The organism is Sphaerisporangium sp. NPDC005289, from assembly GCF_040607455.1.
Lineage (GTDB): Bacteria > Actinomycetota > Actinomycetes > Streptosporangiales > Streptosporangiaceae > Sphaerisporangium > Sphaerisporangium rhizosphaerae.
Genome location: NZ_JBEXGS010000001.1, coordinates 707,338 through 722,097, shown reverse-complemented (window position 1 = coordinate 722,097; position 14,760 = coordinate 707,338). Strand labels below are relative to the sequence as shown.

The 14,760-nt window shown below is 73.0% G+C and carries 12 protein-coding genes; 9 read left to right on the top strand and 3 right to left on the bottom strand.

Annotated features, from left to right (window positions below):
- Positions 1 to 80: 80 nt before the first annotated feature.
- Entirely contained in the window at positions 81 to 1,508 is a 1,428-nt protein-coding gene (locus ABZT47_RS02820) for an aldehyde dehydrogenase family protein (RefSeq protein ID WP_354835398.1), read from the top strand.
- A 40-nt stretch (positions 1,509 to 1,548) separates the two neighbouring features.
- Here ABZT47_RS02820 and ABZT47_RS02815 read toward each other — a convergent pair whose 3' ends face one another.
- Both ABZT47_RS02815 and ABZT47_RS02810 read right to left on the bottom strand, forming a co-directional pair.
- Complete coding sequence (locus ABZT47_RS02815; RefSeq protein WP_354835396.1) at positions 1,549 to 2,754, bottom strand: hypothetical protein; 1,206 nt, start codon at positions 2,752 to 2,754, stop codon at positions 1,549 to 1,551.
- 51 nt (positions 2,755 to 2,805) lie between these two features.
- On the bottom strand, positions 2,806 to 3,942 hold the full coding sequence (locus ABZT47_RS02810) for a peptidase (protein WP_354835394.1): 1,137 nt from the start codon (positions 3,940 to 3,942) through the stop codon (positions 2,806 to 2,808).
- A 308-nt stretch (positions 3,943 to 4,250) separates the two neighbouring features.
- Between ABZT47_RS02810 and dxr the strand changes: the two genes are divergently transcribed.
- The 7 genes from dxr (at position 4,251) to ABZT47_RS02775 (ending at position 11,996) form a co-directional block, all read left to right on the top strand.
- Positions 4,251 to 5,498, top strand: a complete 1,248-nt coding sequence (gene dxr / locus ABZT47_RS02805) for a 1-deoxy-D-xylulose-5-phosphate reductoisomerase (protein ID WP_354835392.1) — start codon at positions 4,251 to 4,253, stop codon at positions 5,496 to 5,498.
- Positions 5,499 to 5,642: 144 nt separating this feature from the next.
- Complete coding sequence (ispG, locus tag ABZT47_RS02800; RefSeq protein ID WP_354835390.1) at positions 5,643 to 6,815, top strand: flavodoxin-dependent (E)-4-hydroxy-3-methylbut-2-enyl-diphosphate synthase; 1,173 nt, start codon at positions 5,643 to 5,645, stop codon at positions 6,813 to 6,815.
- Between the two features lie 145 nt (positions 6,816 to 6,960).
- A complete protein-coding gene (locus ABZT47_RS02795; RefSeq protein ID WP_354835388.1) occupies positions 6,961 to 8,070 on the top strand; it encodes a PP2C family protein-serine/threonine phosphatase in 1,110 nt (369 codons plus the stop codon).
- A gap of 193 nt (positions 8,071 to 8,263) precedes the next feature.
- The gene (locus tag ABZT47_RS02790) at positions 8,264 to 9,853 is read left to right on the top strand and encodes an alpha/beta hydrolase (RefSeq protein ID WP_354835386.1); all 1,590 of its coding nucleotides are present in this window, start codon (positions 8,264 to 8,266) and stop codon (positions 9,851 to 9,853) included.
- Between the two features lie 47 nt (positions 9,854 to 9,900).
- Positions 9,901 to 10,743, top strand: a complete 843-nt coding sequence (locus ABZT47_RS02785) for a GNAT family N-acetyltransferase (RefSeq protein WP_354835457.1) — start codon at positions 9,901 to 9,903, stop codon at positions 10,741 to 10,743.
- A 60-nt stretch (positions 10,744 to 10,803) separates the two neighbouring features.
- A complete protein-coding gene (locus ABZT47_RS02780; RefSeq protein ID WP_354835384.1) occupies positions 10,804 to 11,556 on the top strand; it encodes a HipA family kinase in 753 nt (250 codons plus the stop codon).
- A gap of 53 nt (positions 11,557 to 11,609) precedes the next feature.
- The gene (locus ABZT47_RS02775) at positions 11,610 to 11,996 is read left to right on the top strand and encodes a DUF3037 domain-containing protein (RefSeq protein WP_354835455.1); all 387 of its coding nucleotides are present in this window, start codon (positions 11,610 to 11,612) and stop codon (positions 11,994 to 11,996) included.
- 98 nt (positions 11,997 to 12,094) lie between these two features.
- Here the strand turns inward: ABZT47_RS02775 and ABZT47_RS02770 are convergent, their stop codons facing one another.
- Complete coding sequence (locus ABZT47_RS02770; RefSeq protein ID WP_354835382.1) at positions 12,095 to 13,462, bottom strand: alkyl sulfatase dimerization domain-containing protein; 1,368 nt, start codon at positions 13,460 to 13,462, stop codon at positions 12,095 to 12,097.
- A gap of 230 nt (positions 13,463 to 13,692) precedes the next feature.
- Between ABZT47_RS02770 and ABZT47_RS02765 the strand changes: the two genes are divergently transcribed.
- Positions 13,693 to 14,751 (top strand): hypothetical protein, encoded by a 1,059-nt coding sequence (locus ABZT47_RS02765; protein WP_354835380.1) that lies wholly within the window; start codon positions 13,693 to 13,695, stop codon positions 14,749 to 14,751.
- Positions 14,752 to 14,760: the final 9 nt, after the last annotated feature.

Genomic DNA, 14,760 nt, shown 5'->3' with positions numbered 1-14,760 from the left:
TGCGGAATGTAGCGGTGCCAGGGCGCACTTGTCCGTACCGGAGTAGCGTCCCGGACCGCGGGAAGGCATAGCGTCGGGACATGGACGTACGCCCCTTCTGGCTCGCCGGTTCGCCCGCGACGGGCGATGACGAGCTCACGGTGACCAATCCCCACGACGGCCGCGTCGTCGGCGTCGGCTCGGTGCCGACCCCGGACCAGGTGGAGCAGGCGGTGGCGGCCGCGCACGCCGTCCGCAAGGAGGCCGCCGCGCTGCCGATCCACGCCCGCGCCGAGGCGCTGGCCCACGTCTCGCGCCGCCTGGCCGAGCGCTCGGAGGAGATCGCCCGGCTGATCAGCGCCGAGAACGGCAAGCCGATCTTCTGGGCGCGCGGCGAGGTCGCCCGCGCCGTCTCCACCTTCCGCTTCGCCGCCGAGGAGACCCGGCGCTTCAGCGGCGAGGCCCAGCGGCTGGACACCGAGCCCGCCGCCGCCGGTCGCCTGGCCTACGTCTCGCGCCAGCCGTACGGGCCGGTGCTGGCCGTCACGCCGTTCAACTTCCCGCTCAACCTGGTGGCTCACAAGGTGGCGCCCGCCATCGCGGTCGGCGCGCCCGTGATCGTCAAGCCCGCCCCGGCGACCCCGCTGTCGGCGCTGGTGCTCGGCGAGATCCTCGCCGAGACCGGTCTGCCTGAGGGCATGTTCTCGGTGCTGCCGGTGCCCAACGACCGCGCGGGGGCGCTGGTGGAGGACCCGCGCCTGCCGGTGGTGTCGTTCACCGGCTCCGGGCCGGTCGGCTACGCCATCAAGGACCGGGTGCCGCGCAAGCACGTCACGCTGGAGCTCGGCGGGAACGCCGCCGCGATCGTGCTCGCCGACGCCGACCTCGACTGGGCGGCCACCCGCGTCGCGTTGTTCTCCAACTACCAGGCCGGGCAGAGCTGCATCGCGGTCCAGCGGGTGATCGTGGAGGAGCCGGTGGCCGAGGCGTTCACCGCCAAGCTCGTCGCCGCCGTCGACAGCCTGGTCGTCGGCGACCCCGCCGACGACAAGACGCAGGTGGGGCCGATGGTGTCGGTCGAGGCCGCCGAACGGGTCGAGCAGTGGGTGGCCGAGGCGGTCGCCGCGGGCGGCCGGGTGCTCACCGGGGGCGGCCGGGACGGGGCGACCGTCGCCCCCACCGTGCTCGCCGACGTGCCGGGCGAGGCCAAGGTCGTGCGCGAGGAGGTCTTCGGCCCGGTGCTGGTCGTCCAGCCGGTCGGCTCGGCCGACGAGGCGTTCGCCGCCGCCAACGACTCCAAGTACGGGCTTCAGGCGGGGGTGTTCACCCGCAGCATCGAGGCGGCCTTCCGCGCCGGCAAGGAACTGGAGGTCGGCGGTGTGATAATCGGCGACGTGCCGTCCTACCGCGCCGACCAGATGCCCTACGGCGGCGTCAAGGAGTCGGGCATCGGACGCGAGGGTCTGCGCTCGGCCATGGAGGACTACACCTACGAGAAGGTCATGGTGCTCACCGGCCTGACCCTGTGAGCCGGTCGCGTCCTCGGCGTCCGCCGGACTGTCGTCCACCTCAGGCTCGCTGCGCCGCCTCGAACAGCCGGCGGGCCTGATCGCCGAAGTAGGGCCCGTACATCGTGCGCGGGTCGTCGCTGTACTTGAAGCTGCTCACCGAGGTGACCACGCCCTGCCCGGTCGCCGGGTCGAAGGAGCTCAGCCACGGGCCGCCGCTCGACCCGGCGGTGAGGTCACAACGCATGCCCTGGTCGCGGGTCTGGCCGTGCGGGTCGGCGTGCGTCGCGCCCGAGCAGTAGATCAGGTGCTCGCCGTCGTAGGGAGGGTCGGCGGGGAAGCCGAACCCGAAGGCCCGCTCGCCGCGCGGCGCGTCGAAGGCGATCTCCTGGCCGCCGACGACCTGCCCGAGGTGGCGCCCGTCCACCGGGTTGACCGCGACCATGCCGATGTCGTGGCTGTCGTCGCCCTTGGCCGACCAGGGCTCCGGCACGAGCGTCCGCCGGGCGGTGAACACCCCGAAGGGCCGCTCGCCCGCCTCGTAACCCGGCACGAACGTCCAGTTCTCGGCCCAGGGGCCCCGGCCGTCCTTGACGCAGTGGCCGGCGGTGACGACCACGTCCATGGTGCGGCTGCGCACCGCGCCCGCCGAGCAGACGTAGTCGATGCCGCGCATGGTGAGGAACACCCGGCCGGTGGTGCGCGTCACCGCGCCCCCCGCCGCCCACCGGGCGCCGCTGGTGCTGACGCCGGGCGTCCGCGCGGCCGGCCGCGCGGCCACCGGCGCGGTGGACGCGCCGCCGGTGGTGGACCGGCCCTGCCCGGCCGGCCTCTCACGGGACGGGGCGGCGGGACGCGACGGGGCCGGGGGCCGGGTGTGCCCCGGGGGCCTGGTGTGCGGAGGACGGGCGGCGGCGATGCGCAGGGGCAGGCCGCCGGAGCCGAGCCCGCCCAGCCTGGCGACCGAGCCGAGCAGCCCGCCGGGCAGCGCCCGCGCCATGCGCCGGGGCGTCCAGTAGGCGAGGACCCTGCGCTGCTCGGCCTCGGTGAGGGCGGCCACGTGCTGGACCACCCCCGCCGGGACCGAGGCCACCTGCTGGAGGACGCCCGCCCCGGCGACCGGAACGAGCGCGGCGGGCGGTGAGAACGGCGTGGCCGACAGGCCGGAGCCCGCCGGCGGAAGGACCCGTGCGGAGGCGGCGGGCGCGGCACCGGCCAGCCCCGTGATGAGCGACGCGGCGGCGATCAAGGGGAGGATCGGGGTCATGGATCCCGAGTGTGGACTACGCAAGGTCGCCTTGTGGATACTTTCGGTGAATCAGGTGGCGTCCTGGTTCTGCGCCGTGGTGTAGACCGCCTGCGCCTCCGGGCCGAAGTACGGGCCGAACATCCAGTACGACGCGAAGTTGTACTTGAAGCTGTTCACCGAGTTCAGGGTGCCCGCGCCGGTCGCCTCGCTGAAGCCGAGGAACCACCCGCCGCCGCTGGAGCCGCCGGTCATGTCGCAGGTGAGGCCCTGGTCACTGGAGACCAGGAAGTCGTCGAACACCCGGCCGCTGCAGTAGATCAGCTTCGAGCCGTTGTAAGGGCCGGCCGCCGGGTAGCCGAAGGCGTACATCTGCCGCCCGCGCGGCTGGTTGAAGGCCACGCCCTGGCCGCCGACGACGTCGACCAGGCGCCGGCCGTTCAGCGGCGCCACGACGGCGGCGGCCACGTCGAAGTTCATGTCCTCACTGGCGTTCCACTGCGGCGTGGTGAGCAGGCTGGTGGCGACCCAGGTGCCGTAGGGACGGCTGCCGTTGTCGTAGCCGGGGACGAACACCCAGTTGGTGTGGAAGGCGCCGCCGAGCTTCACGCAGTGGCCGGCGGTGAGCACGACGCTCTTGTTGGCGCTGGTGACCGCGGTGCCCGAGCAGGAGGCGCTGCGCCCCTGGTAGGTGAAGAAGACCCGTCCCTCGGTCCTGACGATCGTGCCGCCCGCCGTCCACGCGGCGCCCGGCGAGCGGGCCGACAGCGTGGCGGCCGGCGAGGTCGGCGAGGGCGTGGGGGTCGGGGTCTCGGCCTGCGCCGTCGGCGTGGGCGTGGCGGGCGCGGTCGGCGCCGCCTGGGTGGGCGAGGCGGAGGCGGTGGGCTCGGCCGGGGTGTCGGCGCGCTTCACGACGTGCGCGCCGGGGGCCGGCAGGGTGATCGTCCTGCCGCCGCCGGGCGTGGCCGTCGTGCGCCCGCCGCGTGACCGCACCAGGTCCAGCGGCCTGGCGGCGGCCATCTTGGCCGGGGTCCAGAACTGCTTGACGACGCGCTGTTCCTTGGTGCTGTCGGCCGCGTCGTGAACGGCCGGCCGGGGCGCGGCGGACGGCTTGGCCGCCTCGGCGGTCGAGGCGTTCAGCAGGATTCCCGCCGCCGCCACGGGAGTGATGGCGAGGATGGGGATGAGACGTCGTGCCGTGGGGTGCATGCGGGGTCCTCCATGCGGTGGTCGCGGGCGCCGGGCGCCGCGCCGGCGGGGCGCCCGCCCGGTGTCGGGCCGGCGCGGGACGCTGGACGCGGGCCCGGCTCCCGCGTGATCGGGTGCCGTGCTCTGACGCGGGAAGGTAGTGCGGTGGAATGCGGCATTTCTCGTGATTCGCCGAGACGGGTATGGCGGGTTTCGGGCATTGAGCTGCTGTTTTCTCACCAGTCGCAGTGGTGACACGGAACGGCCCCCGCGGACCTCTCCTCGGCGGTCCGGCGGGCGGGGCCGGGGCGGGCCGCGATAATGGGGGCATGCAGACCCCTCTCGCCGCGCCGGCCGGTCCCGCGGACTCCACCGCCGCCCTCGCGCGCGCCGGCCGTCCCGGCGCCGCGGAGCCGCGCTCGATCGTCGTGCTCGGTTCCACCGGCTCGGTGGGCACCCAGGCCCTGGAGGTCATCGAGCGCGACCCCGCGAGCTTCCGCGTCGTCGGGCTCGTCGCCGGCGGCGGCCAGGTCGACCTGCTGGCCCAGCAGGTGCGGCGGTTCCGTCCCGAGGTCGTCGCGGTCGCCGACGAGCGGGCCGTCCCCGCGCTTCGCGAGGCGATCGGCCCGGTGCCGGTCGTGGCGGGCGCCGAGGGGGTGGCGCAGGTCGCCGCCTGGCCCTGCGACATCGTGCTGAACGGCATCACCGGCGCGGTCGGGCTGACCTCCACGCTGGCCGCGCTGTCGGCGGGGCGGGTGCTGGCCCTGGCCAACAAAGAGTCGCTCATCATCGGCGGGCCGCTGGTCAAGCGGCTGGCCGGGCCGGGCAGCATCCTGCCGGTCGACTCCGAGCACTCGGCCCTGGCCCAGTGCCTGTGGGCGGCGGGGCCCTCCGGCCACGACCCCGCGCAGGTGCGGCGGCTGGTGATCACCGCCAGCGGCGGCCCCTTCCGCGGCCGCGCGCGGGCGGAGCTGACCGGCGTGACCCCCGAGCAGGCGCTGAAGCACCCCACCTGGGACATGGGCACGATGATCACGCTCAACTCGGCGACGCTCGTCAACAAGGGCCTGGAGGTCATCGAGGCCAACCTGCTGTTCGACATCCCCTTCGACCGCATCACCGTGGTCGTCCACCCGCAGTCGGTCGTCCACTCGATGGTCGAGTTCGTCGACGGGTCCACCATCGCCCAGGCCAGCCCGCCCGACATGCGGCTGCCCATCTCGCTGACGCTGGGCTGGCCGTCGCGCGTGCCGGGGGCGGCCGGCGCCGTCGACTGGACCAAGGCCCACACCTGGACGTTCGAGCCGCTGGACGACGAGGCGTTCCCGTCGGTGGCGCTGGCCCGGCACGTCGGCACGCAAGGCGGCACGGCGCCGGCCGTCTACAACGCCGCCAACGAGGAGTGCGCGGAGGCGTTCCTGGCCCGGCGGCTGCCGTTCCTCGGCATCGTCGACACCGTCGCGGCCGTGGTCGGCGAGCATTCCGTGACGCCGGCGGGGTCGGTGGAGGAGGTCCTGGACGCCGACGCCTGGGCCCGCGCCCGGGCCCGCGAACTGGTGGCCGCCCAGGAGGGCTGAGCCGCGCCCGGTCACCGGGGTGTGGCGGGAGTCACAGGTGGCCGGGAACTCCGGCTTTGTCGGCGGGCGGAGCCCACCGGTGCGCGGGGGTCCTTAGACTGGGGGGCGTCTTAGCGCGTCGCCACTATCAAGGTGCTGGAAAAGATGACATCTGTTGATCTGGGGATTCCCTCGGTACGGAGCAAGCCGATCGCCGAGCGGCGGGTGTCGCGGCAGATCATGGTGGGCTCGGTGCCCGTGGGCGGGGGCGCGCCGGTGACGGTGCAGTCCATGACCACCACGCTGACCGCCGACGTGAACGCGACGCTGCAGCAGATCGCCGAGCTCACCGCCTCCGGCTGCCAGATCGTCCGCGTGGCCGTGCCCTCGCAGGACGACGCCGACGCGCTGCCGGCCATCGCGCGCAAGTCGCAGATCCCGGTGATCGCCGACATCCACTTCCAGCCGAAGTACGTCTTCGCCGCCATCGAGGCCGGGTGCGCGGCCGTCCGGGTGAATCCGGGCAACATCAAGAAGTTCGACGACAAGGTCGGCGAGATCGCCAGGGCCGCCGCCGACGCGGGCGTCCCCATCCGCATCGGCGTCAACGCCGGTTCGCTCGACCCCCGCCTGCTGGCCAAGTACGGCAAGGCGACCCCCGAGGCGCTGGTGGAGTCGGCGCTGTGGGAGTGCTCGCTGTTCGAGGAGCACGGCTTCCGCGACATCAAGATCTCCGTCAAGCACCACGACCCCGTCGTCATGATCCAGGCGTACCGCCTGCTCGCGGCCCAGTGCGACTACCCGCTGCACCTCGGCGTGACCGAGGCCGGCCCGGCGTTCCAGGGCACGATCAAGTCGGCGGTGGCCTTCGGCGCGCTGCTCGCCGAGGGCATCGGCGACACGATCCGCGTCTCGCTGTCGGCGCCCCCGGTCGAGGAGGTCAAGGTCGGCATCGGCATCCTGGAGTCGCTGAACCTCCGCGAGCGCGGCCTGGAGATCGTCTCCTGCCCCTCCTGCGGGCGCGCCCAGGTGGACGTCTACACCCTGGCCGAGCAGGTGCACGCCGGGCTCGACGGGCTGAAGGTCCCGCTGCGGGTGGCCGTGATGGGCTGCGTGGTGAACGGTCCCGGCGAGGCCCGCGAGGCCGACCTCGGCGTCGCCTCCGGCAACGGCAAGGGGCAGATCTTCGTCAAGGGCGAGGTCGTCAAGACCGTCCCCGAGTCCCAGATCGTCGAGACGCTCATCGAGGAGGCCCTGCGCCTGGCCGAGGAGATGGGCGTGGAGGTCGACCTGGACGACGACGAGGCCGCCTCCGGCCCGCAGGTCGTCGTCGGCTGATCTCCGCCCGCCCCCGGCTGTCTCACCATTCGGGACGGCGGCCGGTCGGCGCCACAGGGCGAAATCCCCTGAAGTGCAGGCGTTTCCGCAGGTCACAGCGGGCGCGGGTTTTTCGCGCGGGCTCGTGCTGGTGTATGCATGAAGGGTGCGGCACGCGCGGGGCAGAGCGGACGGGCACCGGCCGTGGCGGACGGGCCACGCGCTGGTGGCGATCCCGCTCGTGCTCATCTTCGTGATCACCGTGGCCGACCTGCTGACGCCGCGCGAGATCGAGCTGAGCCCCCTGCTGATCACCGCTCCGGCGATCACCGCCTCGTTCTCCGGGCCGTGGGTCACCGGGAGCGTGGGCGTGCTGTCCTTCGCCGGCGAGATGGTCGTCAGCGCGCACGACGGCACCATCGCCGACCGGCCCGTGCAGACGCAGTTCGCCGCGGCCGTCGTGGTCACGGTGTTCCTGGTGCTGTTCTCCTATCTGCGCGAGCGGCACCAGCAGGTCCTCACGCGCGTGCGATCGGTCTCCGAGGCCGCCCAGCGGGCGCTGCTGCGCCCCCTGCCCGCGCGGCTCGGGTCGCTGCGGCTGGCCTCCATGTACCTGGCGGCCGATGAGGAGGCGCAGATCGGCGGCGACCTGTACGCCGCGGCCCGCACCGATTCCCGGGCGCGCATCGTCATCGGCGACGTCCGCGGCAAGGGGCTTCCCTCGGTGTCCGACGCCGCCCTGCTCCTCGGCTCCTTCCGCGAGGCGGCGCGCAGGCACGCCACCCTGCCCGACGTGGCCCGGTATCTGGACCAGAGCGTGCGGTCCGACCTCGACGAGCACACCGAGGACCTCGAGCAGGCGCAGGAGAACTTCATCACCGCGGCCGTCATCGAGATCCCGCACGACCGGGCGGTGATCGAGATGATCGACTGCGGCCACCCGCCGCCGCTGCTCCTGCGCGACCACCAGGTCATGACGCTGGACGCGGCCAGGCCCGCGCCGCCGCTCGGCCTCGGCGAGCTGGCCGACCCGCTGTACGAGGTGGAGACCTTCGACTTCAAGGCCGGTGACACGCTGCTGCTCTACACCGACGGCGTCATCGAGGCCCGCGGCCGCGGCGGCGAGTTCTACCCGCTGGCCGACCGGCTGATGAGCTGGGAGGGCGACGGTCCCGAGACGCTGGTGCGGCACGTCCGCGACGACCTGCTCGCCTATGTCGGGGGGCGGCTCGGCGACGACGCCGCGATGGTCGCGATCCAGCGCCTGCCGGACTGACCTTCCACCGTCATCATCCGGGTCATTCCGTCATGCCTTCGATCCGCCCGAGCGCGACCGCGCGCGAAGCGTTGGATAACGGTGCGCAATCGAATGACTACAGATCGGTAAACATTGGGCCGGGTCGCCGGTCGTCGCGCGGCCGGGTCCGGGAGCATCGGCTTCTGCCACAGCCGCAGAGGGGAGTCAACGGGTGAGACGGGTTGTCAGTGTCATGGCCGGCGTGACCTTGCTGGTCACCGGGCTGACGGGAGCGACGGCGCGCGGAGCGGCCGCCGAGCCCAAGGGCGGGCCGACGTGGGCCGAGTGCCCCGGGCCGAAGTCGGTGGTCACGGTCGAGTGCGCGTCGCTGAACGTGCCGCTGAACCCGGCCGCGCCGGACGGGCGCGCCATCGCCCTGGCGCTCAGCCGCGTCCGGGGCGCGGAGTCGCACGACCACCGCCGAGGGCTCGGCGTCCTGCTGGTCAACCCCGGCGGTCCCGGCGCGCCCGGGGTGAACCTGGCCCGGTACGTGGCCGCCGCCCTGCCCAAGGACGTCGCCGCGCGCTACGACATCGTGGGCTTCGACCCCAGGGGCGTCGGGGCCAGCGAGCCGGCGCTCCACTGCGTGGACCCCAAGACGCACTTCGCCGCGCCGCGCCCGGACCAGGTGCCGGCCAACGACGCGGCAGAGGCGGCGCTGCTCGCCCGGGCCAAGGGGTACGCCGAGGCGTGCGCGACGCGCTGGTCGTGGCTGCTGCCGCACATGACCACGGAGAACTCCGCCCGGGACATGGACGCCATCCGGCGGGCGCTCGGCGAGGACAAGATCAGCTACCTGGGGTACTCCTACGGCACCTACCTCGGCTCGGTGTACGCGACGCTGTTCCCCAACCGGGTCAGGCGGCTGGTGCTCGACAGCGTGGTCGACCCCGAGGGGGTCTGGTACGACTCGAACATCGCCCAGGACTACTCCTTCGACCGGCGGCACCGCCAGTTCCTCGCCTGGGTCGCCCGGCACGACGACGCCTACCACCTGGGCGACACCGAGACCGAGGTGGCCAGGGCCTGGTACGGCATGCGCCGGCGGCTTGGCCTGCGGCCCGCCGGGGGCCTGGTCGGCCCGAGCGAGCTGGACGACATCTACACCGTCGGCGGGTACACCAACGCCGTCTGGCCGCTGTTCGCGGCCGTCTTCTCCGCCTACGTCAAGAAGGGGCGGCCGGAGGGCCTGGTGGCCGCCTACCGCCGCCACGTGGACCACGACGCCGCCGCCGAGAACAACTACGCCGTCTACCTGGCGGTGCAGTGCCGTGACGCCGCATGGCCGCGCGACTGGGCGCGCTGGCAGGCCGACACCGCCAAGGTGAACGCCAAGGCGCCGTTCATGGCCTGGCCGAACGCCTGGTACAACGCGCCCTGCGCGTTCTGGCCGGAGAAGGGCGGCACGCCGGTGCACGTCGGCGACGTCGCCCACCTGCCTTCGATCCTGCTCGTCCAGTCCAGGCACGACGCCGCCACGCCCTACGCGGGCGCGGTGCGGGTGCGCGAGCGCTTCCCGACGGCCCGGCTGCTGGTGGAGGGCGGCGGCAACCACGGGGTCTCTCTCGGGGACAACTCCTGCGTCGACCGGCACCTGGCCGCCTACCTGCGGGACGGCACCGTTCCCGGCGGCAGGGCCGAGCAGCGCACCGGGCGGCGGCCGGACGCCTTCTGCGCCGCCTCAGCAGAGCCCAGCCCGCCGCAGCCGGCCGAGGCCAACCCCGCGCACCCAAGGCCGGCGCAGGCGATCAACGGCCAGTAGGGTCGGTTCGTTCCAAAATCGGGGCTGTCGCGTAGGCTAAGCCCGTGATGCTGCGAACATCGGCGTCGCGGGTGCTCGACGATCAGGACCGCGACGAGGTGCTCACGCTCCTCGACGCGGACCCCGTCGCCAACGTCTTCGTCGCCTCCCGGGTCCGGTCCGTCGGGCTGAGCCCGGCCCGGCTCGGCGGACAGATGTGGGGGTTCGGCCCGCGCGGTGGGCTGACCTCGCTGTGCTATGCCGGCGCCAACCTGGTCCCGGTCAACGCCGGCCCCGAGGCCGTGCAGGCCTTCGCCGACCGTGCCCGCAGGCAGGGCCGGCGGTGTTCCTCGATCGTGGGCCCGGCCGACGCGGTGGAGAAGCTGTGGGAGCGGCTGGAGCCCTACTGGGGGTCCGCGCGGGCGATCCGCTGGGCCCAGCCGGTGATGGCCACCTCCTCGCCCTCTCCGGTGCCGCCCGACCCGCTGGTCCGCCAGGTACGCCCAGAGGAGTTCGCCACGCTGCTGCCCGCATGCGTGGCGATGTTCACCGAGGAGGTCGGCATCTCGCCCGACCTGGGGGACGGCGGCGCGCTCTACCGCGCCCGGGTGGCCGAACTGATCCGCATCGGCCGCTCGTTCGCCCGCATCGAGGACGGCCAGGTCGTCTTCAAGGCCGAGGTCGGGGCGGTGACGCCGCAGGTCTGCCAGATCCAGGGCGTGTGGGTGCATCCCGACCGCCGCGGCCAGGGGCACGCCGTCTCGGGCATGGCCGCCATCGTGGACCTGACGCTGCGCCACTTCGCCCCGGTGGTGTCGCTCTACGTCAACGACTTCAACGTCCCCGCTCGCGCGGCCTACCGCAGGGTCGGCTTCAAAGAGGTCGACACCTTCATGTCCGTCCTTTTCTGAACCGTTCCGACTGCCTCCCGGGGGCGCGGGGTGGGGCGGGGAGCTGGGTACCCTTGGCGGGTGCTCGAACTGGTGACCGCGACGCGCTATGTGACCCCTCTCCGGGAGGGGGGATCGCTGCCCGGCGTCGTCGAGGCGGACGATCTTGGTACATATGTCGTGAAATTCCGCGGTGCGGGGCAGGGGCGGCGGGTGCTGGTCGCCGAGATCATCTGCGCGGAGCTGGCCCGGCGGATCGGGCTGCGCACCCCTGAGCTGAAGGTCGTCGACCTCGACCCGCGCATCGGCGCGCGCGAGCCCGACCAGGAGATCCAAGATCTGCTCCAGGCCAGCGAGGGCCACAACCTGGGCGTCGACTTCCTGCCCGGGTCGCTCGGCTTCGACCCGCTGGCCTGGACCGCCGACGCCGACCTCGCCTCCCGCGTCCTGTGGTTCGACGCGCTGGTCCACAACGTCGACCGCAGCTGGCGCAACCCCAACCTGCTGGTCTGGCACGGCGACATCTGGCTGATCGACCACGGCGCCGCGCTGTGGTTCCACCACAACTGGCGCACCGCCGACCCGCAGCGCCGCTTCGACGCCGGCGACCACGTGCTCGCGCCCTTCGCCACGCGCGTCAAGCAGGCCGACGCCGAGCTGCCCGGCCTGATCACCGAGGAGCTGCTCGGCGCGGTCGTCGCCCTGGTCCCCGACGAGTGGCTGGAGGGCGAGCCCGGCTTCCCCGACGCCGCCTCCGTGCGCCGCGCCTACGTCGACCACCTGCTCGCGCGCGCCCACGGCCCGCGCGCCTGGCTGCCGGAGGCCGGCCGATGACCACCGCGCTCCCGCCCGAGCACCGCGTCGGCTCCGCTGATACCCGCGAGACGATGGCCGTCTACGAGTACGCGGTGATCCGCGTCATGCCCTGCGTGGTCCGCGGCGAGTTCCTCAACGTGGGGGTGATCCTCTACTCCCAGCCGAACGGCTACCTGTGCGCCCGCGCCGAGCTGGAGGAGTCCCGGCTCCGCGCGCTCGACGAGACCGTGGACGTGGGGGAGGTCGGCAAGGCGCTGGCGGCCTACGAGCGCGCGTGCTCGGCCGACGCGGGGCCGCTGCGCGGCGAGTCGCTCGGCGGACGCTTCCGCTGGCTCACCGCCCCGCGCAGCACGGTCGTGCAGACAGGCCCGGTCCACGCCGGGTTGACCGGCGACCCGGAGGCCGAGCTGGAATGCCTGCTCGACCGGCTGGTCCGTAGGTGTACCTCGGCGCACTAGCGTGCCTCAAGGCTTTCGGGCCGGGTCGCGCGGCCTTCCGCGAAGGTCGACCCGCCCCGCGCTCGGCTACGGGGGAAAGCCGGGCGCGGGACGGGCGTTCATGGAGCCGCCGGCCCGCGGGCACCCGGCGGCCGGCCTCCGTCGGGGGCGGCGGTGGAGGGCACCCACCACATCTGGCCGCCGGCGATCTCGTGGTACACGTCGAGCAGGTCCTTGCCGGTCGTCACGCTGCGCGACTCGGCCGCCGCCCAGGTGTAGACGCCGCGCGACATGGTGGAGGTCTCCTGCCGCACCCGCAGCGTGTAGACGCGCGCCCTGATCTCGTGCACCTTTCGGTCGGACGGGCCGGCCTGGGTGGCCAGCTCGGCGAGCTGGCAGGCCAGGCGCAGGTCGCCCTCGGCGGCCGCCGTGGCGGCGCGCGTGGCCAGGGCCGCCGCCCCGCCGGACAGGTCGGCCAGCGCGTGGGCGAGGACGTCGTCGGGCGGCGGCTTCAGGTGGGCGGGGTTGCCGTCGTGCCAGCCGCCGTACAGCCGCCAGATGTTGCGCACGACGAATTCCGGCTCGTCGTAGTGCGGTTGCAGGTAGGGCCGGCCGGCCAGCGCCTCGGGCGGGCGGACGGCGTGGATGATCTCGTCGAGCCGGGCGCCGGCGTTCATCATGTCCAGCGTCTGCTCGACCAGGCTGTCCAGGTAGTCGGCGGTGTCGGTCAGCGCCTGGCGCACGCGCGCCGCGCCGGCGATCGGCAGGCCGTGGCCGGGCAGCAGCACCTCGGGCGACAGGGCGGCCATCTTGCGCAGGGCCAGAGCCCACTCGTCGGGGTACCGCTGGACCTTCTGCGGGTTGCCCGCGTTCGGGGTGACCCAGATGAACAGGTCGCCGGTCAGCAGGACGCCGCGCTCGGGCAGGAAGGCCCAGGTGGCGTCGTCGGTCTCGCCGCGCGCGTGCCGCAGTTCGAGGGTGACGTCGCCGAGGGAGAGGTCGATCCGGTCGTGGTAGGTCAGGTCCGGCTGGCGGAAGCTCGTCGGCCACACCATCCGGGTGAAGCCGAACTGGCGTTGGTTGATCACCGTGTTGTACCCGGCCGTCCTGGCGTAACGGACGAATCGGGCGGCGACCTTCTCGTGGGCGATCACCTGGGGCCGCGGGCCGCTCTCGGCGTCGAAGGGCTCCATGCCGGCGACGTGGTCGAAGTGGCCGTGCGAGAAGATCGCGTAACGGACCGGCTCGTCCGACCAGGCGCGCATGGCCGCGTGCATCGTGTTCGCGTCCACGTTGTTGCCCGAGTCGAACAGAGCCAGGCCGCCGTCCCCCCTGATGCCGTAGACGTTGCCGAACGCCGGCCACATGACCACGCCTTCGGCCACCTCCTGCACCCCTCTCGAGCGCAGGTCCCGCAGCGGCACCTCCTGCGGGGGCACCGACCCGCGCCAGACACTGTCCGCGTGCTCGAGGATCGGCGATGTCATATGCCAAGCATGGCCTCGACCGATCCGGTGGCAGCAGTAGGGAGATCCCTACACCTGACCACGGCGCGTCCCGTCCCGCGCGCCCCCGCTCGCGTCCGGCGTCACGGTCACGGTCGGACGGGGCCGGTCGGCGACTGATGGGAGGTCGCCCGGTGTGAGGGAATTTGGACCGATCCGTGATCAAGATCCGTTATCATCGCCTGCGCTGCCCCCACCTTCTGAGGAGTGCGATGAGCCGACGATGGGTCGTTCCGCCTCTGCTCGCGGTCGCCGCCGTGGCCTCCGTCCTGACGGCGGCTCCCGCCTCCGCGCGGGCCCCCGCGGACGACCCCACCTGGGTCAAGGTATCCATGGTGAACGTCACGTCCGTGCGCAAGACCGTGCTCGGCTGGACTCCGGCGCGGTTCAAGGCGGCCAGGGTCGCGGAGGCCGTGCCGGTCAAGAAGGTGCGGCATCCGGAGTTTCCGACCGGGAAGCCGCACGAGATCGGGAAGGTGAAGGGAAAGCCGCCCAAGGTCACCGGCGTGCCCAAGACGGTCGGCCGTGTCTTCTTCACTCGCGGCGGCCGCGACTACACCTGCGCGGCGACCTCCGTATCGGGGGCCGAGCAGAGCCTCGTCATGACCGCGGGCCACTGCGTGTACGACGTCGTCGGCAGGGCGGCTGTGAAGTCCCTGGTGTTCGTCCCGGGGTACAGACGCGGTGAGGCGCCGTACGGGGTGTACGCGGGGAAGACAGGGTACGTCTGGAACCACTTCACCCAGCACGGTGACTTCGACTTCGACGTCGCCTTCGTCACCGTGCACGACGGTCTCAAGCGCGACGGGGACGCCTGGGAGGACGCGGGCACACTCGGCGAGGTGGTGGGGGGTCAGGGCTTCACCTGGAGCCAGAAGGACGCGCAGGTCTTCGCCGCGTTCGGCTACGGCACCCGGCAGACGCCCGGCTACTGCGCCGGGCCGTCGAAGACCACCGCGCCGCAGCGGAGATACGGCGTGAACAACCAGATCGGCATCCCCTGCAAGCTGTCCGACCAGGCGATCGGCGGGCCGTTCATCCTGAAGTACGACGCCGCCAAGAAGATGGGCTACGTCAACGGAGTCGTCAGCCTGGTGGTCACCGCCGACGGCACGCGGTACCTCTCGTCCCCCTACTTCGCGTACTGGGTCTATGTGCTCTACGCCAACGCCGGGGGGAAGATCGTCGAGCAGAGCACATCGCCTTCGGCGGTGAGCAGCCCGGCGGTGTCGGGCTCCCCGGCGACCGGCGGCTCCCGGGCTCATCGCTGATTCCCGCTC